Origin of the sequence: Streptomyces sp. H39-S7 (genome assembly GCF_027158205.1) — a bacterium.
GTDB lineage: Bacteria > Actinomycetota > Actinomycetes > Streptomycetales > Streptomycetaceae > Actinacidiphila.
This window is the reverse complement of record NZ_JAPVLU010000024.1, coordinates 1-24,116: the sequence shown is the minus strand read 5'-3', so window position 1 is coordinate 24,116 and position 24,116 is coordinate 1. Positions and strand designations below refer to the sequence as shown.

The window sequence follows — 24,116 nt, the reverse complement described above, 5'->3', positions numbered from 1 at the left end:
TGTTCATCCTGGGTCTTCGTCGCCGGATGTGACGCGCCGAAGGGACGACGGCTCGTCGGCAGGCAGGGGGGCGCACGAAGATGCTGGGCCGAAATTGGGCTTCCGACAACAGGCCGTACTTCTTTCTCAGTTATGCCCACACGCCCGCGTGGGGGCCGGGCGGCGGTGATCCCGACCACTGGGTGCACATGCTCTACACGGACTTGTGCGGCCACCTCATGCACCTGACCGACCTGCCCGCCGGGGCGCAGGCGGGCTTCATGGACCGGGAGATGCGGTGCGGCGACGGCTGGCCGGAGAAACTCAGCGAGAACCTTGCCGCGTGCCGGGTGTTCGTGCCGCTGTACTCCCCACGATATTTCGGCAGTGAGATGTGCGGCCGGGAGTGGTATGCCTTCAACGAACGTATCGTCCACGCCCGGGCCACCAGCTCGGACAGCGCCGCCGCGATCGTCCCCGTCCTGTGGACCGGCGTCGACTTCGATGACTTCCCCGACTCGGTGCGGCATATCCACATCGAGCGCTTCGGCGCGCGCTACGCGGAGCAGGGGATCTACGGCCTGATCAAACTCAATCGGCTCCGCGACGAATATCAGGAGGCGGTCCTCCGGCTCGCCCAGCTCATCGTGCGGGTCGCCAAGGACTCGGCGCTTCCGTCGGCCCGTCCGCGCCCGTACGAGACGACACCCAGTGCTTTCAGGCCACGGGGCACCCGGACCCGGCACATCCATCTGACCGTCGCCGCCCCCACCCGCGACACCATTCCCGAAGGCCGTGACACGCAGTCATACGGCGAGGACGCCCTGGGATGGAACCCGTACCACTCCGAGGCGACCCGGCCGGTGACCGCGCTCGCCGAGGAGCTGATCCGATCCCTCGACTACCGCATAACCGTCGCCTCCTTCGACGACGAGGACTCCGGGGACCCAGCGGACGCCGCGGACGCTCTCGCGACGGCCCGAACAGCGGACGCCCACAACGGTCCGGACTCCGAAAGCGGTCCGGACACGGCCGCTGTCGGGCCCGCCGCCTCCGCCGACGCGGACGAGTACCCGCCGATCAAGCCTCCGGGCATCCTGCTGATCGACCGGTGGGCGCTCAGCGACTCAGACCGGCAACGCAGGCTCAAGGACTTCGACGCCGCCTCGCGGCCCTGGGTGGGTGCCATCGTCCCCTGGAACCGTGCCGATGTGCAGTGTCACAGCGAGGAGGGGCGCCGGCTCATCGCGGAGTTCGAGCGCACCCTGCCGAACCTCCTGGAGCGGTGGCGCCGTACCGACTGCCGGATCGCGGTCACCGGTGTCCCCACGCTCAAGGCGTTCACCGACATCCTCCCCATCGTGGTGGCCCACACCACCCAACGCTATTTGAAGCACGCGGCGGCCCATCCGCCTGACGGCCCGCACCCGCCCAGGCCCCGCCTGGTGGGCCCCTTACCTTCGCAAGAGCTCGACGCGGGGCATGAGATCGGAGGAGGAAAGCATGACGACGGCAAGCACTGACGGACGCATCATCACCTTCTACTCCTACAAGGGTGGCACCGGTCGCACCATGGCCCTGGCCAACACGGCTTGGATCCTCGCGTCCGCCGGGAAACGGGTGCTGGCCGTCGACTGGGACCTCGAAGCACCGGGCCTGCACCGGTTCTTCCATCCCTTCCTGGACCCCAACGTGCTCGGAGCCACCACCGGAGTCATCGACATCATCACCGACTACTCCTGGGCGGCGACGACTGGCGAGCCGCGCGGAAGTACGTGGCACCTGCCCCTCGCCCGGGTCCAACCGCACGCCGTGTCCCTCGCCTCGCCCCGCCTGGGTTGGCAGTTCCCGGAGGGCGGCTCGCTCGACTTCCTGTCGGCCGGCCAGCAGAACCGGGAGTACTCCGCGACCGTCTCCTCCTTCGAATGGGACAACTTCTACGAACGCCTCGGCGGCGGTGTCTTCCTCGACGCCCTGCGTGACGACATGAAGGCGACCTACGACTACGTCCTCATCGACAGCCGCACCGGGCTGTCGGACAACGCCGATATCTGCACCATCCACATGCCGGACATCCTCGTCGACTGCTTCACCCTCAGCGACCAGGCACTGGAGGGTGCGGTTGCCGTGGCCCGCACCGTCGGCGAGGGCTACGGCAACCGCACCATCCGGGTGCTGCCGGTGCCGATGCGCATCGACGAGGGTGAGAAGGAGAAGGTCGACGCCGGACGGGCGCTCGCCCGCCAGAGGTTCGAAGGCCTGCCGAAGGGGCTGACCGCCGAGGAACTGACCGCCTACTGGGGCGCCGTGGAAATTCCGTACCGCCCCTACTACGCCTACGAGGAGACGCTGGCCACCTTCGGCGACGAGGGCGGGCTCGCCAACTCCCTGCTGTCCGCTTTCGAACGGCTCACCACCGTGCTGACCAATGGCGAAGTCACGTCCATGCCACTGGTGCCCGAACCCATACGGCTGCGGTGCCGTGACGCCTATCTGCGCCGCCGGCCCGCCCCCAAAGCGGCGGACATCACGCTTGCCTACGTCGCGGAGAACCGCATGTGGGCCGACTGGGTCGAGGCCCAGCTCACCCGGGTCGGCTGCCGGGTCACCCCACGCGATTTCTCCTCGCCGACCGCCGCCGAACCCCTGGAGGGCCATGAGCGGACGTTGGTGCTGCTCTCCACGTCGTTCCTGAAGTCCCGGGCCGCGGAGACCGCCTGGCGTGGGTTGGTCGACCAGCGCATGTCGTTGCCACTGGGTCGACTCGTCCCGTTACGCATAGACGACGTTCGACTGCCCGCCTCGTACCTCGATCACGACCTCGTCGATCTGCACCGGCTCGACGAGGCGCAGTGCGTGAACAGCATCCTGCGGATCCTCATGCTGCCCGCAGTCCCCTTCGAGTCCGCCGGGTCCACGCCCGGTGCGGTCATGCCCCGCTTCCCCGGCGGCACCCCCCGCATCTGGAACGCCCCCCAACGCAACCCCGCCTTCACCGGTCGTACGCAGGTGCTCGAAACGCTGCGTGACCAGCTGGGCGGCGGTGTCTCCGTGGTGCTGCCCCAGTCGCAGGCGTTGTTCGGGCTCGGCGGTGTGGGGAAGACACAGATCGCCATCGAGTACGCCCACCGCTTCATGGCCGATTACGACCTGGTGTGGTGGGTCTCCGCCGAGGACACCGAAGGTGTCGTCGCCTCGCTCGCCGAACTCGCGGTCCAGCTCGGCGCGGCGGTCGGAGTGGACATGGCCGCGGCCGCGCAGGAGGCGGTGCGCCGGCTGAGCCGCGGCGCCCCGATCGCCAACTGGCTGCTGGTCTTCGACAATGCCGACGACCCCAAGCAGCTGGCCCCTTACCTGCCCAAAGGCAACGGCCACATTCTGATCACCTCGCGCAACCAGTCCTGGGCGCAACAGGGCGCTCCGCTGCCCGTCGATGTGTTCCTGCGCTCGGAGAGCGTCGACCATCTGACGGGTCGGGCCCCCGCCCTCTCCGCGCAGGAGGCCGACCGGCTGGCCGAGGCCCTGGGGGACCTGCCACTGGCTGTCGAGCAGGCCGGGGCGTGGATCGCGGAGACCGCGACCCCCGTCGACGACTACTTGGAGCAGTTGGAGGACCAGACCACCACAGTACTGGCGCTCAATCAGCCGGCCGACTATCCGGACACCGTCGCCGCGACCTGGAACATCTCCATCAAGCGGCTGCGGGAACACTCGCCGGCATCGGCCCGCCTGTTGGAGCTGAGCGCCTTCTTCGCCCCGGAGCCCATCTCCAATCAGCTGCTGTACGGCAGGGAGATGCTCGAAGCGCTCAGGCCGTACGATCCGGCGCTCCGCGAGAAACTCGTGCTCGGCAAGGTCATCCGGGAGATCGGGCGGTTCGCGCTCGCCAAGATCGATCAGGTGGGCGGCACCCTGCAGGTGCACCGGCTGGTGCAGGCCGTGATCCAGGCGCAACTCAGCGAGGAGGAGCAGCGCACGGCCCGGCACGTCGTGCACACTGTGCTGGCCGGAGCCCGCCCCGACGGCGAGGAACCCATCGACGACCCCGAGACGTATCCGCGCTTCGCCATCATCTGGCCGCACCTGTCGGCCTCCGAGGCGCGCTACTGCTCCGAACCGGACACCCGGCGGCTGCTGATCGACAGGGTCCGCTACCGCTGGAAGCGCGGTGACTTCCCCGGCGCCCACGAACTGGCGCAGGAGCTACTGACCGTGTGGCACGACCGGCTGGGTGAGGACGACATCCAGTACCTCTACCTGCGCGGTCAGTTGGCCAATGTGCTGCGCTCGCAGGGACGGTTCGTGGAGTCGAAGGAGATCAACGTCCGCCTCTTGGAGCGTCAGCGCGCCGTGCTGGGCCCCACCCACCCGCACACCTACATCACGACCTCCAGCCTGGCCAGCGACCTGGCCGCACTGGGTTCCTACGAGTCCTCGGTCGTGCTGGCCCGCGAGGCCCACGACGGTTTCAGCCAGATCTTCCACGAATCCCACCGGCGTACCCTGAGCGCTGCCAACAACCTGGGGCTGGCCCTGCGCATGGTCGGCCGCTACTCCGATGCGCGCCGTCTCGACCAGGACATCCTCGACCGGCGCACCGAGGTGCTGGGCCCGGACCACCCCTACACGTTGGCGTCCGCCGAGCGGCTGGGCCGCGACCTGCGCGAGGTCGGCCGGTACGTCGACTCGGTGAGCCTGCTGTCCCGCACGTACGATGCGCACAAGCGCGTGCTGGGCAAGTCGTTCCCCGGCACGCTGCGCTGCGCCAAGTCGTTGGCCGTCTCGCTGCGCAGGTCAGGGCAGTTCCAGGACGCACTGCGGCTCACCACCGCCACCCGGGCCCAGTACCGCGCGCAGTATGAGACACCCACTCCCGACACCCTGGCCTGCGATCTGAACATGGCCGCTGACCTGTTCGCCGCCGACGACCGCCAAGAGGCCCGCAAGGTCGCGCAGGAGGCACTGAAGCGGTACATGAAGGTGCCGGGCGAGGCCCACCCGTACACCCAGGCGGCGCTGAACAACCTCGGCATCTACCACTGGGGATGCGGCGACGCCAAGGAAGCGGAGGAGGTGTTCGGCTCCGTGCTCCCGCGGATGACGAACCTGCTCGGAGACAGACACCCTCACACGCTGTTCTGCTCGGTCAACTTCGCGAATGTGCTGGCCGATCAGGGACGCCTGGCGGAGGCGCGGGCCTACGAGGAGGCCGCGGCGGCCACGCTGGGCGACGTACTGGGCGCGCACCACCCGGAGACCCTGGCCATCAAGGCCAACCTCTCCCTCACCCTGGCCGCTCTCCGCGAGACCGACCGGGCCGCTGCCTTGCGGGAGGAGACGTTGGACGAACTGCGCAACCTTCTCGGCGACGACAACGGCATGGTCCGGCTCGCCACCGACGGGCGGCGCATCTACCGGGACCTGGAGCCGCTGACGGTGTGACGGGAGTCGGCCACAGGCTCGCCGACCCACCCCGCTACGCCGCCGACCGGTCGTGCTCCTCAGGCTCCTCGGGCCCTTCCGGCCGGACCGACCGGTCGGCGAGCAGCCAGGTGAGTACCTCCGGCAGGGCCAGCAACGCGGCGAAATGCGCCGCGGCCGGCTCCACGACCGTCCTGGCGCGCGGAATTCGGGCACCCAGCCAGGAGGAGTGCGCTGCTGGAGAGAACACGTCCTGCTGACCGTGCCAGAGCAGCACCGGCACCCGGATCGCGGCCAGGTCGAACCCCCAGGGACGGCACAGCGCCAGTGCGTCGTCGATCCATCCGTACGGCGACGAACGCAACGCCTCACGGTAGTTGCGCAGCAACAGGGAGCGGATTCCGATGTCCGACACGATCCTGCGGTCGTCGTCGGTCAACTCCTGGCGCAGCTCCTCCAGCAGCCGGGCGGGATCGCGGCGGATGGCGGCCGAACGCGGGATCAGCTGCGCCGCGAACCGCTCCGGATCGGCGAAGGCCGTCGTGAACTCCGCGACATTCGACTGGGTCATCCCGGCGAACCAGTCGAGCCCTTCGGCCTCTTTCGGCGCCAGGCTCACCAGCGCCGCAGCCCGGGTCACCCGGTCCGGCAGCAGCGCCGCGCAGGCCAATGCGTGCGGCGCCCCACCGGACCGGCCGACCACCGCGAAGCGCTCCAGTGCGAGGGCGTCCGCGATGGCCGCCACATCCTGCGCCACATCGACCACCCGGCGACCCGGATGCCGATCCGAGCCCCCGTACCCGGGCCGGTCGTAGCTGATCAGTTGGGTGCCACGCTGGTACAGCACCATCGCCCGCGGCCGCGGTCCGACCCGGCTGCCGGGTGTGCCGTGCAGCAGGAACACCGGCCTCCCCTTGAGATCCCCGGAACGCTCCAGCAGCAGCGTCCGTCCATCCCCTGTGCGTATGCGGTCCCGCACGTGATCCCTCCCTCTGCCCCGCGCCCGCGCCGGCAGCGCGTCCTGCGGGGCCGTGCTATGTATGCCCGTTTCGCGGAGCGGTCACCCGGAAGCCCGGACGGGACGGCGCCGGAAGCCGGGCTTGCTGCGGGCTCAGGGTGGTGACCAGGCATTACCAGCGGCCAGGCGGTCGATTCACCGGAACGGGATTCCCGGCGTTCATCTCACGGTTGCGGGCCGGGCGGTGCTGTCGGGTCCGGGGGCTCCAGGAGTTGTTCGGTCCAGATGGTTTTGCCGGACGCGGTGTAGCGGCTGCCCCAGCGGTGGGTGAGGGCGGCGACGAGGAACAGGCCGCGTCCGCCCTCGTCGGTGAGGCGGGCCCTGCGCAGGTGGGGCTGTGTCTGGCTGGTGTCGGACACCTCGCAGATCAGCCGTTGGTCCTTGATGAGGCGGAGCAGGACCGGCCCACCGGCGTAGCGCATGGCGTTGGTGACGAGTTCGCTGACGATCAGCTCAGTGGTGAAGGTCAGTTCGTCGAGTCCCCAGCGGGCCAGCTGGTCGGCTGTCCGGGACCGGGCTTCCGCGACCCGCTCCATGTCCGCGGGATACTCCCAGGCGGCCACCGTCCCCTCGGCTGATGCCCGTACCCGCGCCACCAGCAGGGCCGCGTCGTCGTCCGGCGGCTCGCTGAGGAAGGGGGCGAGGACCGCCTGCCCCAGTTCCTGCACCGGGAGGGCGTGCCGTCCGCCGGGCGTCGACCCGGTCCCGAACCGGCGAGCGACAGCGTCGCAGGCGTCGCCCTGGGCGAGCGAGCCGGCCGGGAAGGCGAGGACGTCGCCCGGTGCGAGGTCCAGTTCGATGGGTTCGAACAGGGCGCCCCCGAGCCCCAGGGCAGCCCCCGTGGGGAGCTTCACCGCGTGGGCTGCGCCGCCGTCCGCGGGGGCCAGCAGCGGGGCAGGGTGCCCGGCGCTCGCCAGCGAGCAGCGGCCGCTGACGGGGTCGTAGACCGCGTACAAGCAGGTGGCGCCGCGTACGGAGCCGTCCTTCGCCTCCGGCGGCAGCTGTTCGGCGAGCCGTACGACCAGGTCGTCGAGGTGGGTCAGCAGTTCGTCGGGGGCGGGGTCGAGGTCGGCGAGGGTGCGCACGGCGGTCTGCAGGCGCCCCATCGCGGCGGCGGCGTCCAGTCCGTGGCCGACGACGGTGCCGACCACGAGCGCCACCTGGGTGGAGGACAGGGTGATGACGTCGTACCAGCTCCCGCCGGTACCGGCGGCCGTGCGACCCGGAACGTAGAAACCGGCCGTGTCCGCCGCGGTCACCGCCAGCACCGGCTGAGGGAGGAGACTGCGCTGCAGCGCCTCGGCCGTACGGTGCTCCCGGGTGTAACGGCGGGCGTTGTCGATGGCCAGGGCCGCCCGGGAACCGATGTCCTCGGCGAGCGCGGCGGCCTCCTCGTCGAACGGCGCCCGTTCCGCCGTGCGCCACAGCGCGGCCACGCCGAGGACCCTGCCTCTGGCGTGCAGCGGCAGGACCATGAAGGACGTGGCACCCGGAGCCATCACCAGCCGTCTGCGGTTGTCGTCATCACCGACCCGCGCCTTGAGATCGGCGAGGTTGCGGGTGAATCGCGGGGAGCCCGCCCGGAGCAGATCGCTCTCCGCGTCCTGGACCCGGATGACCGCGTCGAGGGGATACAGCTCGGTGGGCCAGGGGCCGTCCCGTGCGACCGCCGCGACACGGAGCAGCGGCGCGCCGGTGAGCAGATCACCCGGCTCCTTGCCGACCAGGACCGTCTCCGTCAGGTCCACCGCGGCGAGATCCGCGAACTCCGGGACGAGCAGATCGGTGAGTACCTCCGCGTTGCGCCGTACGTCCAGGGACTGGCCGAGGCGGGAGGCCGCTGCCGCCACCAGGGCCGAGCGCCACCGCGAGTGCTCCTGCTCCGTCACGTCCATGAACGTGACGGCGACACCGTGCGGCGTTCCGTCCCTGCCCCGCAGCGGCAGTGCCGAGACCGACACGCTCCGCTCACGGCCGGGGCTCTCGGCAAGCCGGGCGCTGGTGACGAAGTCGATGAGCGCCTCGCCGGTCCCGGCGACCTGGCGCAGGCGGTCCTCGATCCGTGCACCGTCCTCGGGTACGAGCAGGCCCCGCAGGCTCTGCCCCGGCGGACCTCCGGCGGTCTGCGGGAGTGCCGGATCGGGCTCGCCGGGCTGGGGATTCGCCCGCGTCACACGGAGTTCGGTGTCATGAATGGCGATGCCCATCCCACTCTGGGCGAACATGGCCCGCACCAGCGCGTCGTCCTCGTCACGCTGGTCGGCCACGGCCACCGGCATGATCCGCATCAGGTAGGCCGGCCCGGGCGAGGCTTCGACGGGCAGCAGGTCCAGGCGGACGGCCAATGGCTCCTGGGACGCGCGCCGCAGCAAGGCCCGTGCGGAGGTGAAGGATGGTTCGGGCCTGCGCTCGCGCAGCTCCTGCCAGACCCCCGGCCCGACGAAGAGGTCGTCGGTACGCGTGCCGCGCAGCCCCTCGGCGGGAACCCCGAGCAGCGCCACGGCGTCGGCGGTGCACCCCCGGATCGTCCCGCCGTGGTCGACCACGAGCACGGCGGTGTCCTCGGGGGGCCCCGGCCCCGTGCCGGGGCCGGGAGTCTGCTCGCTTTCGCTCACTCGTCGCTCACTCCCGGGCTGCGGTCACACCGGCTACGGCCCTGCCCATCGGCACCATCGGCCCTGCCTGCACCGTCGGCCCTGTCGGCGTCCCTCGCGGGGCGGTGCGCGCACAGTCCCTGCCGACCCCTACCCGTCATTGTTCCCCAGCACTTCCCCGTCCGCCTTTCGGCGGGGCCCGCACGGGGAGCATCCCGCGCAGCCGGCGGGCCGGGGTGCGGCCTCGCGTTACTTCACCAGGAGCGGGAAGCCGCCGACCGGCGGCGGGTGACGGCAGGGCATCGCCGATGTCGGCTGCCTCGCAGGCTGCCGAGGTGCACACGGGGTCCTGGGAGTCGATGATTGTTTTCCCGGACGGGGGCCGGACCTAGGAGGCGACGGTGCGTTCCGAGGGATCGAGCACCGGCCCGGGCGAAAGGAAGACGGTGCCGGAACCGTCTCACGACGACGCCGATGCCCTGCGCACCCTGCTGGCGGACCGGGCGCGGCTGGCGCTGCTGGACGAGGCCGCGGAGCAGATCGGGACCGGCCTGGACCTGGACGCCACCTGCGCGGAACTGGCCCGGTTCGCGGTCTCACGCTTCGCCGACCTGGCGAGCGTGGAGATCCTGCCGCCCGAGGCCCTCCCGGCCGGGAGGGCCGTCGGGACGGGCACGCTCCGGGCGCGGCGCATCGTCCTGGAGGCGCTTCCGGCACCGCGCCACGGCACGGAGATCCCCGCGCCGGTTGCGGAGTGGGTACGTCACCTGCCCGGGTGCCCGAGCATGCAGTGCCTGGGGAGTGGCCAGGCGTACGTAAGCCACCAACGGCCGGGCGGGCAGGGAAGGACGGCTGACGAAGGCTGGTCCTGCGAGGAAGGCAGCGGCGCCGGTGCCGCAGCGGTGCTCGTCGTCCCGCTCCGGGCCGGCGGCCGGCCCATCGGAGTCCTGTCGCTGCTCCGCACCGCACCCGGCGCCGCCTTCGATGACGACACCGCCGTGGTCCAGGCGGTCGCGGACCGGGCGGCCCGGAGCATCGACAAGGCTCGGCGCTATGCCCTGGCCCAGGACCTGACGATGGAACTGCAGCGGGCGCTGCAGGCCGACCCGGGCAGTCCGCACGCGAACCTGGAGCTGACGTCCCGGTACCTGCCCTGCGGCACCTCCGCGATGGTGGGCGGCGACTGGTTCGAGACCATCCGCCTGCCCTTCGGCCGTACCCTGGCCACCCTTGGGAACGGGCCTCGGCGACTACCAGGCAGTGACCCACTCCCTCGACCCCGGGCAGGTGCTACTGCTCTACACCGACGGCCTGGTCGAGCGGCGCACCGAGGACATCGATGCCTCCCTGGCCAGACTCACCCGCCTGCGCCGCCCGCGCCCGGACGAGTCCCTGGAAGACCTGCTGGACCACGTCCTGGCCACGGTCGCACCCGCTGCGCCCGACGACGACATCGCCGTCCTGGCCGCACGCGTCCACAGCTGACACGAACCCCTGTCCAGCAACAGCGCCCCCTTTTGCGGCGGACCGGCGACGAGTGGCGGAGCGGGTGGGGGGTCGGGGAGGATCGCGTGCATGGCTTCGATGGTGACGAACGTAGCGATCGACTGTGCGAACGCGTACGAACTGGCGCGGTTCTGGAGCGGGGTGACCGGGCAGCCGCTGGATCCGGAGGACGAGCCGGGGGATGACGAGACCGAGGTCATGCTGCCCGGCGGCCCGACATTGCACTTCAACGAGGTGCCGGAACCGAAGTTGGTCAAGAACAGGCTTCATCTGTGCCTGCGCCCGGACACCACGCGGGACGCGGAAGTCGAGCGGCTGCTGAAACTGGGCGCCTCCCTGGTCGACGATCGGCGCAAGGCCGACGGCTGGGGCTGGGTCGTTCTTGCCGACCCGGAGGGCAACGAGTTCTGCATCCTGCTGGCCGAATCCGAGCGGGAGGCACTGCCCTCACCGCAGTGACCACGTAGCGCGCGACAACGAGAAGGCCGCACGGCGGGAGCCGTTGCGGCCTTCATGCTGTGCCGCTGTCGTCGAGGCGGCTGTTTCCACCGGTTCCCGTGGGAAAGTCCTGGTCTCCGTCGGCCGAACCGCGCTGTACCTGGTGGCGTCCACCGATGTGAGCGCCGCACCGGGCAGCATGGTGCGCTGTGCGGTCCGAGTTGCCGGTCCGCACCTGTTCGGATGCTTCGAGCAGCCGGTTGCCCGACTCCGCGGCGCACGCCGCACCGACTGAGGAGACCACCGCGACATGGGCCAGCTGACCCGACCCACCGCCCTCCTGCTCGACTTCGGCGGGGTGGTCGTGGCGACCACCCGCCGGCCCACCTGGGCGCGCGACATGGCCACCGAGCTGCACACCGCGCTCTGCACGGCCGGCAGCCGGGAGTTGACGATCGAGCACATCGAGGCGGACCTGAAGGCCGGCGTCACCGCCGACGCGCACTGGAAGAACGCGATGAGCCGGCCGGCCGCCCCACGGGAGATGACGTACCTGGAATTCTGGACCGACTTCGTCGCCGCCGACTGGCCCGACGCGGCCCTGGCCTTCGTCGCCGCCAACGCCCAGCCACTGTGCCACCGGCTGGGCGAGCTCAAGCAGGAACGGGTCACCCGGGACGGCCTGGCCGAGCTGTTCGACGCCTGCGAGCTGTTCGGCATCCGCGTCGGCATCGTCTCCAACGCACTGTCCGGCTCGGTACACCGCGACTACATGGCCGCGAACGGCCTCGACAAACGGGTCGCCGTGCAGATCTACAGCGACGAGGTCGCGGTCCGGAAACCCAACCCCGAGATGATCCGGATCGCCGCGCGGGCCCTGGCCACAGAACCGGAGGCCTGCTGGTACGTCGGCGACAACTACGACCGCGACGTGCTGTGCGGCCGGCGGGCCGGCGTCGGCGCGACCGTGTTGATGGAGGCCCGCGGTACCTACGACCGGCCGTACGTGATCCAGGCCGAGCCCGACGCGATCGTGCCGGATCCGCACGGCCTGCTGGAACTGCTGCTCGGCACCCGGGCTACCGCGGCCTGACGACCCGTTCGAGGCGGTACGTCAGGAGCGGGATCCGGGGTTCGGGTCGAGCAGGAGCCTGGCCATCTGCTGGGCCCTCTCCTCGGTGCGGTTCCGTGCTGTCGCGCGGACCCGGCCGCGGCGACATCACTCCTGCTGCCCCGTCCCGGCGGGCGTGGGTCCGGCCCCGGTGGCTGGGCCGGCGGCAGGAGCAGCGGGATCGGGAGCCGGGTCGGGAGCGGCGGCGAGTGCGGCGCGTTCCCTGCGCGCCGCGAGGTCCCAGGAGAGCGTGACGGTCAGCCCGGCCTCGCTGCCCGCCTCGGCGATGATCCCCAGCAACTGCCCTGACTTCACGGCGAGCTTGAGACCGAACTCCACTTCGAAGTGGTCGGGGGACCCGGCCGCGCCCTGGGCGATGCTCTCGGCCGCCCACCGGCCGACGCCCTGCACGGTGCTGCGCACCTGGTCCAGCGTCAGGGCCACGGCGGAGCCCAACTGCGCCGCCCGGCGGCCGTCGCCGAAGCCGACATCCCCGTACCCGCCGGTCGCCCCCGGTTCCCCGGGCTGTTGGAAGGGCAGCTCCCCGATGACCTCCGCTGTGACGGTGGAACCGTCCCCCAGGTCGATCGTCACTGTCTCGGTCACTGGAATTCCCCTCCCCGCAGCCCCCACCGACTGATCAGCAGCGTAGTTGCGGGAGGGCCCCTCAGGGGCGGGTTTCCCACAGGTGCGGCCTGCCGCGGCGGCTTGGGAATGGAGGGATGGCAGCCGCCGGTCGCGCTCTCAGCTGACGAGTTCGTAGAGGCTCTGCGCCACGAGCCAGAGGCCGAGGAGGAGCGACAGGACCACGATCGCCTGGTCCTGGTGCCCCTCGATCCACGTGCGCAGCCCGTCGAGTTCGGTCGCGGCGGCGGCCGGCCTGAAGGTGGCGTAGAGCTCCATGACCAGCAGGCTGGACGTGGCGAGCAGGACATAGCCGAACAATGCCAGCCAGGTGGCGGCGGACGACATGTTCGCCTGCACCACGGTCGCTCCGCCGGCGGCGACGATGCCCCAGGGCTGGAGCAGGATTCCCAGCCCCGCCGCGGACCACAGGGAGACGTTGTCGAGTCGCGCGAACCACTTGGGGGACTGGCGTGGCCGGTTCCCGCGACGCCGCTTGCGCACCCCGTAGTACACCATGCCGAAACCCAGCAGCAGTTTCAGGGCCAGGGCCGCGGTGGAGGGTGCGCTCTTGTGCACGAGGGGTTGCCCGCCGGTCATCAGGACCACCCCGGCGATGACGCCCACCAGACACGCCAGCCAGGCCACGATGAAGGCCATCCCTTTGCGTACCCCGCGGGGCCCCGAGAGCAGCAGGATGAACGCGGTGTTGTGCAGGGGCCCCAAGGTGATGGCCCCTCCGATGACGACGAGGTCAAGCATCATGGCCGTCTCCACCCGTCAGGTCGGACCCGGACGGCCGCTCACATCCGATGGTCAGGAGTTCGCTGATGCCGCGCGGCGTGCCGGGGTGCACAGGGCGTAGATGACGAAGATGTCGATGGCGATCAGGATGATCGCCCAGAAGGGGCTGTACGGCACCCACATGAAGTTGGCGATCAGGCTCAGACCGGCGAGGACGATGCCCACGCCACGCGCCCACAGCGCTCCGGAGAACAGGGCGCAGCCCGCGAGCAGCACGACGATGCCCACGATGAGGTGGATCCAGCCCCAGCTGGTCAGGTTGAACGCGAACGCGTAGTTCGTGGTTCTGACGAACAGGTCGTCCTTGGCGATGGCGGAGATCCCCTCGAGGATGGCCATGGCTCCGCTGAAGATCATCATGATCGCCGCGAAGACGATCCAGCCGGACTGCTCGCTGAACGACCCGCCGGTATGAGCGCTTGCGGCCCTCGACCGGTTGAGATTGTCGGCCATCAGTGCCTCCCGTGGTCAGGGGAGCCACCCGGCCCGCTGAGCAGGCCGGTCGGCAGCTCCTCATCCAGCGTTCCACGACAACGTCGATCCCGCCCCTTGTGCCGATCACTGTGCCTGCCGCGCGCCTCCCACCTCGGATGACTCGGAGGATGCGGGCTGCCGACGCGGGAGGGGACATCTCACGCGGCGTCGTCAGGACTCCTGGCGTCGGTGGTCCGGCCGCTCGCGGCCAGCAGGGCGAGGACGGCCAGCGCGGCGAGCAGGATGAGCACCAGCAGCAGGACGGTCAGCACCGTCGGGTGGTTCCAGAGGGCGAAGACCAGCGCGAGCACCAGCAGCACGCCGATGGTCAGCCACCGCCGGTAGCGCGCCGTGAAGATGCCGACGGGACCGGTGTGCACCCCGTGGGCGCTACCCCAGCGTGCGGCGGAGCCGGCCGTGCGCTCGGCGGTGCCCTGCACCGCGCGCGGCAGCCGGCCGGCGCCCGACAGGTACGCACCGAGCGCGACGACCACCCCGAGGACCAGCGCGGTGCGCAGGCTGACCTTCAGGAAGTGGAGGAGGGTGTCGAAGATCGCCGCGGCCGCCGCGGGGGACTGGACCGCCGTGGGCAGGTGGTCGAGGTAGTAGTGGCGGGCGATGACGAGGCCGATGGAGAAGATCAGGCAGATTCCGGCGGCGCCGAGCATGACGGTCACCAGCGCGCGGCGACGCCGGCGGGCCAGCAGCACGCCGGCCGTGCCGAGCAGCACGGTGAGAATGGGCAGCCAGTTGCCGACGACGTCGAGGAGGTGGGCCACGCCCTGGATCTTGCCCAACTGATCGGACTGGAGGAGCACCATCTGCTTGTCGACGTCGGGGATCTTTGCTGCCGGGGCGATGCCGGCGTCGACGAGTTGCTGTTTGACGGTGTCCACCGCGGTGCCGACATCGAGGGTGACGGTGCCGTCGTCGACGCCGACCGCCCCCCGCCCCTTGCCGGTGAGGGCGTGCACGACCGAGTAGTGCGCGAGCCGGTTGGTGTCGGTCCAGATGTCGGCGAACCTGTCGCTGCGCACGAACTTGCCCGCGACCTTCTCGACGGCCTCCCGGGTGACGTCGTCGATCTTGGGACCCAGCGACTTGAACGCGGTACCGACGCGCGGCGGCAGGCCCTGCGCCTCCAGCCAGGCAGCCAGGTCCGAGGCGACCTGGTCACCGTCGACCCGGACGCCCGCGGCCTCGCCGATCCGCTTCACCGCGGCGTCCTGCACCGCCGGGTCCTCCGCGAGCGGGCGGACCGTCGCGACGTACCGTTCGGTGTCCAGCACGATGTCGTGCACCCAGACGGTGATCAGGGAGACCGGCACGAGGATGCAGGTGAGCGTGATCAGCACGGCCGAGAGAACGCGCATCACGATCCGCCCGGCACGCGATCCCCCCACCCGGCCGGCGGCAGGTGGGACCGGTGCGCCCGCCCTGTCGGAAGGCTCGGGCGGCGAGGGCGTCGCGGACGGGCTGCTCATAGCGCTCCAAGGGACAGGCGCGGCGGCTTGCCGCTCCCCTCCATTGGCGTGCCACCCGACCGCTTCCGCACCTGGGACTAGGCCTCCCGGGCGAGCGGCCCCGCAGAACCGTCCGGGCGCCGACGGTTCAGGACGTCCACAGGCCCGGACCGATCCTGCCGGGGATCTACGGCAACCTTTGCGTCACCCGCGGCCACTGAGGAGCGGGATACCGACACTCTCGGCCGAAGGGACGCACATGGAAGGGCCACGCCAGGCCGCGCGGCAGCGCAGGCGCAGACGGGGACTGATCGTAGGTACCACCACGGGGGTGGTCGTCAGCGGTCTGCTCGTCTCGCTGCTCATGGCGATGCAATCCGACCGCGAGGAGGATGCCGGCAGGGCCCCCGCCGCGGCCGTCGCCGGCGTCCGGGGGACTCCGGCGACGACAGCGCCGGGGCAGCAGCCAGCCACCACCTCCCCGCCGGCCACCTCCGCGACCCCGCCGGCGAGCGCCACGACCCCGGCACCTCCCGCGACGACGTCGGCGGCGCCTTCACCGGCCTCTCCGCGGACGGCTCCCGCCACGTCGTCCCCGGCCGGGCGGATCCGGCCCAGGGCCACCTACCAGGGAGTCGCCACCGTCTACGAGGCCGGGACCGGGGACGGCGCCTGCTCGTACGGCCCGAGCGACGACATGATGATCGCGGCGATGAACACCGCCGACTACGAGACGTCCCAGGCCTGCGGAGCACACGTGCTCGTCCGCGCGGCGAACGGTGCCTCCGTCACGGTTCTGATCACCAACGAATGCCCGGCGCCCTGCGCCCCGCGCCAACTCGACCTCAGCGAACAGGCCTTCGCCAAACTGGCTCCCACCTCGACCGGCCGGATCGCGATCACCTGGAGCCTGGTGAGCCCCGCCACGCCGGGCACGATCTCGATCCGCTACAAGACCGGATCCAGCCCCTACTGGTGCGGAATCCAGGCAATCGGCCACCGCAACCCGCTGGCTCGGCTGGAGGTCCGCACCGGCTCCGGCTGGCGTCGACTGGCCCGCACCGAGTACAACTACTTCCTCGCCGCCGACGGCAACGGGTGCGGCGGCGCGATCAGGATCACCGACATCCACGGAGAACAGCTGACCATCAACGGAATCGCCCTGCGGCCGGAAGCCGTGCAGGCGACCCGGGTCCAGTTCGCGCGGCACTGACCCCGCGGAAGAACGTCGTCCGGGGCTTCGCCGGGCAGGCCCTCCAAGGCCTGTACACCTCCGGTCCCGTCTCCCTGTCGCCGGACTTCGCGCCGGTCCCCGAAGGCGCACCGGCCGGGGGGAACCCCGCCCCCCGTTCCGGCCTCTACCAGGTCGGTCGGCGCCGTAGCCTTCCGGTTCCGGGAACAGGGCCCGCCTCGTCCCCGACCATCACCGCCTCCGGGAGAGAACTGCGTTGACTCCGACCGACATCACCCGAGCTATCAACGACCTGCTGTTCACCCCCGGGCTCGACCTCGCCGAAGCGATCGACCGGCACTTCACCCCCGACTACCGCCAGCGCACCAACGGCGTGTGGAGCGACCGGGCCGATTTCGTCCAGCACATGACGCGCCTCCGCTCCGTGGTGCGCAGCGGGCACATCGAGGTCCACGAGGAACTCCGCGACGGTCCGCGCTACGCCGACCGGCACTCCGTCACCGTGACGCGGGACAACGGCCGCACCTCGCTGACCGAGGTGTACCTCTTCGCCCAACTCGCCCCCGACGGGCGCTTCCAGCGTGTCGAGGAGAGCACCCTGCTGGTCAGCGGCCACGACGACGACCGGAACCTGGGATCCATCAAGTGACGTGGGCGGCGTTCTCCGGAACCGGGACGAGCGGGGGTGAGCCGGCATGGTCTCCATCGGGGAGAGACTGAGCAGCGCGCGAGGACAGGCCTTCATCGGCCGGGACGAGGAACTCGGGCGCTTCGCGGAGGCTTTGGCCGGTGATCCGCAGGCGCCGTTCGCGTTCTACGTGTCCGGACCCGGTGGCATCGGGAAGTCGACGCTGCTGCGGCGGCTGGCGGACCACGCGCGTACCGCGGGCCGGCCGCTCGTCGAACTCGACGGCCGTTTCGTCGGCCGGGATCCGTCCGACTTCGAGCGGGCGGCCGGCCCGTTCCTCGACGTTCCTGGCACGGTCCTGTTCGTGGACTCCTTCGAGCACTGCCAGTGGCTGGAGAGCTGGCTGTGGCACCATTTCCTGCCCCGCGCCGCGGACGGCGCCCTGGTCGTCCTGGGCGGTCGGCTCGCACCGCAGCCGCAGTGGAGCGCCGACCCCGCCTGGGACGGACTCCTGCACGTGACCGAACTGGAGCCGTTCTCCGCGGAGCAGGCCCGGAGCCTGCTGGTCGCGGCACGGATCCGGCCCGAACTGCGGGACCGGGTGCTCCGCTTCGCCGGGGGCAACCCGCTGGCCCTGTCCCTCGCGGCGGCAAGGGGCTCGACGGGGTGGAGCAGGGACGAGACCTGGGGGCCTTCGGCCGACATCCTGCGCACCCTGCTGGCGGGGCTGATCGGAGAGGTGCCGTCGCCGACCCACCGCCGCGCCCTGGAGGTGGCGGCGCAGGCGCACTCGACATCCGAGGAACTGCTGGCCGCCGTGCTGCCCGAGGAGGACGCCCATCTGCTGTTCGGCTGGCTGCGGGACCTGCCCTTCATGGAGTCCACGCACCGGGGGCTCCACCCGCACGACGCCGCACGCGAGACCCTCGCCGCCGACCTGCGCTGGCGGGCACCCAACGCCTTCGAGACGATGCGCCGGCGGCTGGCGGAGGAGTACATGCGCCTGCTCCGGGAAGCGCCCGAGGAGCGGGTGTGGACCGTCACCGACGAACTGTTCTACCTCTTCCGTGAGGTGGAGACCCTGGCGCGACTGCGCACGTGGTCCCGCGAGGACGAGGTGCACGACCGTCCCCTGCACCCGGACGACCTCGACGCCGTACTGCGCATGGCCGAGGAGACCGAGGGCCCGGAATCCGCGGATCTGGTCCGCTACTGGGCGCAGCGGCAGCCGCAGGCCTTCAGCGTCTACCGGCTGGTGAGCACGGGCCGCGTCGTTGCCTTCACGGCCCGACTCGCCCTGTCGGCCCCTCCCGATCCCCAGGACCTGGCCACCGATCCCGTGGTCGCGGCCGCCTGGGAGTACACCGATGCCACGGCGCCGGTGCGGCCCGGCGACCACATCGGCGTCAGCCGCTTCACGATCTACCCCGAGCGGTACCAGGTCCCCTCGCGGGTCATCGACCTGAGCAGTTCCCGCGCCCAGGCGGAGTCGGCCCGCGCCCGCGGCCGCGCGTACGGCTTCGCCGTCTGGCGCGACGCCGACGCCTGGGCCGAACGCGTCAAAGGCACCCTCGTCGACACCGGTGCGCGACCGCGGATCGGTGCGCACACCTACGGGCTGTTCGGCGTCGACTGGCGCCAGGTGCCCGTCGAGGCCTGGCTCGGCCGCTTCATATCGGCCCCCAAGGTGCCCGACGACTCCGGACCGGCGCACGGCTCGCGCACCGTGTTCGACCAGGCCGTGCGCGAAGCACTGCCGCACTGGCGCGACCCGGCCGCCTTCGCGGCCTGCGCCCTGCTGCGCGCCCGTTTGGTGGCGGACTCCGCCGAACCCGTCGAGGAGTTGCGCACCCTGCTGCGCCAGGAGGTCGACGACCTCGCCGGTGACCCGCGCGGAGTGCGGGCCCGCGAGGCACTGACGGCGAGCTACTTCTCCGGCGCTCCCACCCAGGAAGCCGCCGCCCGCCGCCTGAGCCTGCCGTACGGCACCTACCGGCGCCACCTGCGCCAGGGGCTGGACCTGCTCTGCGAGGCCCTGTGGCAGCGGGAGCTGCACGGGCCCCGCGAGGTCTCGTAGCCGGGGACCGTACGGGTGCGACCGGGGCCGGACCACGGGCAGGCCCCGGGACGGACTCCCGCCGCCGTCGGAGTCGCCGTCAGAGCCGCTGTCAGCGGCGTCGGCGGCGGGCGAGGCGGTGGAATGCCTTCGGGCCGCCGGTCGGGGCGGGCAGGGTGCCCGCGACCGCGTCGGCCAGCAGGGTGCCGACCGTCTCGGCCGCGCAGGCGCGGTTGGCGCCGATGCCTCCCGAAGGCCCGCGTTTGATCCAGCCCACCACGTACGTCCCGGACCCGCCCGTCACCCGGCCCTGCTCGTGCGGAACAGTCCCGGCCGTCTCGTCGAACGGCAGCCCCGCCTGGGGCACTCCGCGGTAGCCGATCGCCCGCAGCGCCATGCCGACGGGGATCTCCACCTCACCGTCCGCGCCCGTGACGCGTACGGCACGGATGTCCTCGTCCCCGCACATCTCCAGGGGCGCGGAGAGGAAGCGGAACACGATGCGCCGCCGTCCCGCCGCGCTCGGTGGCAACGACCAGTCGACGGCCTGCCGCGTCACCTCCCGCAGGAGCGCCGCCTTCTCCTGCGGCCCGGCGGCGTCGATCATCGTCCCGACGCGCGGATCGTGGTCGTCCACGACCAGGTCCACCCCGGGGACGTGCTGCAGGGCGCGGAGTTCGGACCGGGTGTACGCCGCGTGTTCCGGATCGCTGCGCCCGAGCAGCACCACCTCGCGCACCTTGCTGCGGCGCAGTTCCGCCAGCGCGTGGGGGGCGATCCCGGTGCCGGCCAGCGTCTCCGGGTCGGAGGCCAGGATGCGGGCGACGTCGAGGGCGACGTTGCCGTTGCCGACCACGACGACCCGTTCGGCCGAGAGCTCGACGGCGTCCGCCGCGACCTCCGGGTGCGCGTTGTACCAGGCGACGACGGTGGTCGCGGAGAGGCTGCCCGTCCGGTCCTCGCCGGGGATGCCGAGCCGCCGGTCCGTGGCGGCACCCACGGCGTAGATCACCGCGTCGTGGTGCGCGGCGAGTTCGTCGGCGGTGACGTCCCTGCCCACCTCCAGGCCGAGGTGCATCCGCACCCGCGGGTGCGTGTGGAAACGGGCGAAGGTGTCGCCGACCTTCTTGGTCGCCGGGTGGTCCGGGGCGACGCCGTGGCGGACGAGGCCACCCGTGACCGGAAGCCGGTCGATGAGCGTGACTTCGGCCCGGGTGTGCAGCAGCAGATCCTCGGCCGCGTACATGCCGGCGGGCCCGGTGCCGACGATCGCGACCCGTAGCGGCCCGAAGTCCGACGGCAGGACGCGCCCGAAGGCCGGCTCGCCCCAGGCGTGGAAGTTCGGCCCGAGGTCCTTGCCGGCCGGCGCCCGCGACTCCTCCCCGGCCTGCTCGAAGTAGGCCGCGTTGATGTCGGCGTACTCCCGCTGGGCGACCGGCAGGCTGTCGACCGGGAAGATGGCGTCCACCGGGCAGGCGTCGGTGCACGCGCCGCAGTCGATGCAGGTCTTCGGGTCGATGTACAGCATCTCCGTGCTGCCGAAGGCCCGCTCCTCGGGCGTGGGGTGGATGCAGTTGACCGGGCAGACCGACACGCAGGTGGCGTCGTTGCAGCAGGTCTGGGTGATCGCGAAGGCCATGTCGTCCGCTCGGCTGAGGTGGTGTCGGTTCAGATGTCGTCAGATCAGATGGGCGCGCTTGTAGAAGAACAGCGCGGGCTTGGTGAGCAGCCCCACCGACGTCAGGAACTCCATCAGGCCGGCACAGCTCGAGCGCATCATCGACTTGTGGTGTTCGTTGGCCTTCGCCTCGCGGATGGCGCGCTCCTCGTCCAGCCCGACGTTCGCGTAGACCTTCCGGTTCACCATGCTGGTGACGATGACGTAGGACGCGATGGCGACCAGGAGTGAGTGGACGTGACGCCGCACGCGTCCGGCGCGCGCGAGGTGCTTGCGCGTCTCCTCGCGCGCGAACTTCATGTGCCGCGACTCCTCGACGACATGGATGTTGTTGATCGTGCGGACGAACGGCACGACCCGCTCGTCGCGCATCCAGTCGCGCTGCATGACGTCGAGGACTTCCTCGGCGACCAGGATCGACGCGTACGCCGCCTCACCGAAGGCGACGGTCTTGAAGAACCTGCCGAGTTCGACCGCGGCCCGGTGCGGGCGATAGGCCGGGGCCCCGAGCTTCTGCGCGCCACGGGCGAACATGATCGAGTGGCGGCACTCGTCGGCGATCTCGGTGAGCGCCCACTGGAAGGAGTCGCTGAGCGGGTCCTTCGTGTAGATGTCCCGCAGCACCATCTGCTGCAGGATCATCTCGAACCAGATGCCGGTGCTCGCCACCGACGCGGCCTCCTGCCGCGTCAGCGCCTTGCGCTGCGCGTCGGTCATCTCGTTCCAGTACGCGGTCCCGTACAGGGTGCTCCACTCCGGGCTGGCGCCGTGGAAGTCCGTGTCCAGCGGCGTCTCCCAGTCGACCTCGGTGAGCGGGTCGTACGAGAGCTGCGCGGACGAGTCGAGCAGCCGCCGCGCCGCGCCGCCGTCGGAGGGCCAGGTCTTGATCTCCGGCCGCGAGTCGCTGATCGCCATGCTGGGGATCCTCCAGTCGTCCTGGGAGTTGTCTCTTCGACCCACTGCTATTACCAGCGGTAACATCACATGCTTGTTGACGGACTGTATAGCAAGGGTCGGCGCCTGCCTACCCCCCGGCAGCGGATCGCGGCGGGAAGATCGCGGCCCACCGGACGCGCTGCCCCTGGCGGTCGGGGGGCGTAATCTGGCGGAAGAGGAGAGATTTCGTCGCAATCTCATCGAGCCGCCTGGCGCGAGCGCGGCCGCTCACGTACCCCGCCTCCCGTCCTGGCCCGATGGCGAGGAGGAGTCATGTCCGTCGCAGAGCTGGACGCGGTGAGGCAGGAGGAGTTCGCGGGCCGCATGATCCAGATGGTGAACGACGCCTGTCTGGGCTTGATGGCGGGCCTGGGGCACGAGAGCGGTCTGTTCGACACGATGGCCGGGATGCCGGCGGCCACGAGTGAGGACATCGCCGACGCGGCCGGGCTGAGCGAGCGCTACGTGCGGGAGTGGCTGGGCGCGATGGTGGTCGGAGGGGTGGTCGACTACGTGCCGGAGCGGCACACGTACGCCCTGCCGCCCGAGCACGCCGCATCCCTGACGCGGGCGGCCGGACCCGACAACCTGGCGCGGATCGCGCAGGACCTCGGCATGCTGGGCGAGGTCGAGCAGCGAGTCCTGCGGGCGTTCCACACCGGAGAGGGCGTGCCGTACTCGGCGTACCCCAGATTCCAGGCACTGCAGGCCGAGGAGTCCAAGGAGGTCTACGACCTGGCGCTGGTGAACGGCATCGTCCCCCTCGTTCCGGGTCTGACCGAGCGGTTGAGCACGGGCATCGAGGCGTTGGACATCGGCTGCGGCCAGGGCCACGCGGTCAACGTCCTGGCCAAGGCGTTCCCCGCCAGCCGCTTCCGCGGGCTGGACATGTCCGACGACGGCATCGCGGCCGCACGCGCCGAAGCCGCCGAGCTGGGCCTGGCCAACGCGGAGTTCGCGGTCGGCGACTGTGCCGGACTGACCGGCTCCTACGACCTGGTGACGGCCTTCGACGTCATCCACGACCTCGCCCGCCCCGCGCAGGCGCTCGCAGCGGTCGCCGGCGCACTGAGCGACGACGGGGTGTTCCTGATGGGCGACATCGCCGCGTCCAGCCGGCTGGAGGAGAACACCGACCACCCGCTGGGGGCGGCGCTCTACACGTTCTCGACGTTCTACTGCATGAGCGTCTCGCTCAGCGAGGGCGGCGAAGGACTGGGGACCGTGTGGGGCGAGGAGACCGCGATGCGGATGCTCGCCGAGGCGGGGTTCAGCCAGGTCGACACGCAGCGGGTCGAGGGCGACATCCTGAACGTCTACTACGTGGCGCGCCTCGGGAGCCCGGTATAGGGCCGACTGGCAGCTGTCGGTGCCTGCCGGCGGCTTGAGGTGCTGCGACCGGCCCCGGCCGGGCTCGCCGTCGCATTCCCCGCCCGGGTGCTGTACGAAGTCCCTGTGAACGAACAGACCCAGCCCGCGACCGTTCGCGTGTTCATCGCCCTCGCCCCGCCCGATCACGCGAAAGAGGAACTGGCCCGGATGGTGCGCCCCGCGTACGACACGCATCCTCACATGCGGTGGAACCGCGTCGAGGACTGGCACATCACCCTGGCCTTCCTCGGGGAGCTCCCGGCCGGGACGGTTCCGCTCCTGCGGCCGCCCCTCGCCGGCCTCGCGGCGGCCCGGCGACCACTGCGGTTGGCGCTTCGCGGCAGCGGGAACTTCGACGAACGGGTGCTCTGGAGCGGAATCGACGGGGACCTCGACGGGCTGGGCCTGCTCGCCGCCGATGTGCGGAGCGTCGTGAGGAGTTGTGGTGTCCCCTTCGAGGATCGGCCCCTGCGCCCTCACCTGACGCTGGCCCGTGCCCGCCGAGGCGATGGATCCTCGGTCGGGGAGATCGCCGAGGGGTTCGCCGGATTCACCGGCGGCCGGTGGGCCGCCGAACGTCTGCACCTGGTGGGCAGCAACGCCGGCCGCAGCAGCGGACCGATCCACTACCGCGACATCGACTCCTGGGCCTTCGGCGTCGGTGGCTCCACCGGAGTCTGAACCCACCGGTCCGGCCGGTGTCCGACCGGACCGCCTCGAAGTCCCGCGCCGTGCTGGTCTGGTCGACGTGGGCGATGAGCCCGCCGTTGCGGCGCACGCAGTCCTCGGCGAAAGCCCGGTTGTGGGCCACGAGCGCGTCGAA

17 protein-coding genes and 2 pseudogenes are annotated in these 24,116 nt (G+C 71.2%); 11 read left to right on the top strand and 8 right to left on the bottom strand.

Features of this window, described 5'->3' with window-relative positions; all coding sequences use genetic code 11:
- The first annotated feature begins 80 nt into the window (after nucleotides 1–80).
- Together O3X23_RS23235 and fxsT are read left to right on the top strand one after the other, a co-directional pair.
- Entirely contained in the window at nucleotides 81–1,502 is a 1,422-nt protein-coding gene (locus O3X23_RS23235; RefSeq protein WP_269273429.1) for a TIR-like protein FxsC, read from the top strand.
- The gene (gene fxsT, locus O3X23_RS23230) at nucleotides 1,483–5,421 is read left to right on the top strand and encodes an FxSxx-COOH system tetratricopeptide repeat protein (protein ID WP_269273428.1); all 3,939 of its coding nucleotides are present in this window, start codon (nucleotides 1,483–1,485) and stop codon (nucleotides 5,419–5,421) included. Before O3X23_RS23235 ends, fxsT begins: the two co-directional genes overlap by 20 nt.
- A gap of 34 nt (nucleotides 5,422–5,455) precedes the next feature.
- Here fxsT and O3X23_RS23225 read toward each other — a convergent pair whose 3' ends face one another.
- Complete coding sequence (locus O3X23_RS23225; protein ID WP_269273427.1) at nucleotides 5,456–6,379, bottom strand: alpha/beta fold hydrolase; 924 nt, start codon at nucleotides 6,377–6,379, stop codon at nucleotides 5,456–5,458.
- Nucleotides 6,380–6,582: 203 nt separating this feature from the next.
- Nucleotides 6,583–9,033: a SpoIIE family protein phosphatase gene (locus tag O3X23_RS23220; RefSeq protein WP_269273426.1), complete on the bottom strand. Its 2,451-nt coding sequence runs from the start codon at nucleotides 9,031–9,033 to the stop codon at nucleotides 6,583–6,585.
- A 380-nt stretch (nucleotides 9,034–9,413) separates the two neighbouring features.
- On the opposite strand from O3X23_RS23220, the pseudogene O3X23_RS44230 reads away from it, so the two are divergent.
- The 4 genes and pseudogenes from O3X23_RS44230 to O3X23_RS23205 all read left to right on the top strand — a co-directional run.
- Nucleotides 9,414–10,037: pseudogene (locus tag O3X23_RS44230) on the top strand (GAF domain-containing protein); the annotation flags it as partial.
- Between the two features lie 193 nt (nucleotides 10,038–10,230).
- Nucleotides 10,231–10,497: pseudogene (locus O3X23_RS23215) on the top strand (SpoIIE family protein phosphatase); the annotation flags it as partial.
- Nucleotides 10,498–10,587: 90 nt separating this feature from the next.
- Nucleotides 10,588–10,977: a VOC family protein gene (locus O3X23_RS23210; protein ID WP_269273424.1), complete on the top strand. Its 390-nt coding sequence runs from the start codon at nucleotides 10,588–10,590 to the stop codon at nucleotides 10,975–10,977.
- A 289-nt stretch (nucleotides 10,978–11,266) separates the two neighbouring features.
- Complete coding sequence (locus tag O3X23_RS23205; protein WP_269273423.1) at nucleotides 11,267–12,049, top strand: HAD family hydrolase; 783 nt, start codon at nucleotides 11,267–11,269, stop codon at nucleotides 12,047–12,049.
- 126 nt (nucleotides 12,050–12,175) lie between these two features.
- Here O3X23_RS23205 and O3X23_RS23200 read toward each other — a convergent pair whose 3' ends face one another.
- The 4 genes from O3X23_RS23200 to O3X23_RS23185 all read right to left on the bottom strand — a co-directional run bounded on the left by O3X23_RS23200 (nucleotide 12,176) and on the right by O3X23_RS23185 (nucleotide 15,342).
- A complete protein-coding gene (locus O3X23_RS23200; protein WP_269273422.1) occupies nucleotides 12,176–12,673 on the bottom strand; it encodes a CU044_2847 family protein in 498 nt (165 codons plus the stop codon).
- A 138-nt stretch (nucleotides 12,674–12,811) separates the two neighbouring features.
- Nucleotides 12,812–13,456: a GAP family protein gene (locus O3X23_RS23195; protein ID WP_269273421.1), complete on the bottom strand. Its 645-nt coding sequence runs from the start codon at nucleotides 13,454–13,456 to the stop codon at nucleotides 12,812–12,814.
- A 51-nt stretch (nucleotides 13,457–13,507) separates the two neighbouring features.
- Complete coding sequence (locus O3X23_RS23190; protein ID WP_269273420.1) at nucleotides 13,508–13,948, bottom strand: DUF7144 family membrane protein; 441 nt, start codon at nucleotides 13,946–13,948, stop codon at nucleotides 13,508–13,510.
- A gap of 179 nt (nucleotides 13,949–14,127) precedes the next feature.
- Complete coding sequence (locus tag O3X23_RS23185) at nucleotides 14,128–15,342, bottom strand: hypothetical protein (protein WP_269273419.1); 1,215 nt, start codon at nucleotides 15,340–15,342, stop codon at nucleotides 14,128–14,130.
- Between the two features lie 349 nt (nucleotides 15,343–15,691).
- Between O3X23_RS23185 and O3X23_RS23180 the strand changes: the two genes are divergently transcribed.
- From O3X23_RS23180 to O3X23_RS23170, 3 genes are all read left to right on the top strand, one after another.
- Nucleotides 15,692–16,645 carry an expansin EXLX1 family cellulose-binding protein gene (locus O3X23_RS23180; RefSeq protein ID WP_269273418.1) on the top strand — a complete coding sequence of 318 codons (954 nt, stop codon included), beginning with the start codon at nucleotides 15,692–15,694 and terminating at the stop codon, nucleotides 16,643–16,645.
- A 235-nt stretch (nucleotides 16,646–16,880) separates the two neighbouring features.
- Complete coding sequence (locus O3X23_RS23175) at nucleotides 16,881–17,273, top strand: nuclear transport factor 2 family protein (protein WP_269273417.1); 393 nt, start codon at nucleotides 16,881–16,883, stop codon at nucleotides 17,271–17,273.
- A gap of 46 nt (nucleotides 17,274–17,319) precedes the next feature.
- Complete coding sequence (locus O3X23_RS23170; RefSeq protein WP_269273416.1) at nucleotides 17,320–19,329, top strand: ATP-binding protein; 2,010 nt, start codon at nucleotides 17,320–17,322, stop codon at nucleotides 19,327–19,329.
- A 91-nt stretch (nucleotides 19,330–19,420) separates the two neighbouring features.
- Here the strand turns inward: O3X23_RS23170 and O3X23_RS23165 are convergent, their stop codons facing one another.
- Nucleotides 19,421–20,947, bottom strand: a complete 1,527-nt coding sequence (locus tag O3X23_RS23165; protein ID WP_269273415.1) for an FAD-dependent oxidoreductase — start codon at nucleotides 20,945–20,947, stop codon at nucleotides 19,421–19,423.
- A 39-nt stretch (nucleotides 20,948–20,986) separates the two neighbouring features.
- Entirely contained in the window at nucleotides 20,987–21,901 is a 915-nt protein-coding gene (locus tag O3X23_RS23160) for an AurF N-oxygenase family protein (protein WP_269273414.1), read from the bottom strand.
- Between the two features lie 294 nt (nucleotides 21,902–22,195).
- Here O3X23_RS23160 and O3X23_RS23155 point away from each other — a divergent pair, with 294 nt between their 5' ends.
- A complete protein-coding gene (locus O3X23_RS23155) occupies nucleotides 22,196–23,272 on the top strand; it encodes a class I SAM-dependent methyltransferase (RefSeq protein ID WP_269273413.1) in 1,077 nt (358 codons plus the stop codon).
- Nucleotides 23,273–23,377: 105 nt separating this feature from the next.
- Nucleotides 23,378–23,974 (top strand): RNA 2',3'-cyclic phosphodiesterase, encoded by a 597-nt coding sequence (thpR, locus tag O3X23_RS23150; protein WP_269273412.1) that lies wholly within the window; start codon nucleotides 23,378–23,380, stop codon nucleotides 23,972–23,974.
- Nucleotides 23,975–24,116: the final 142 nt, after the last annotated feature.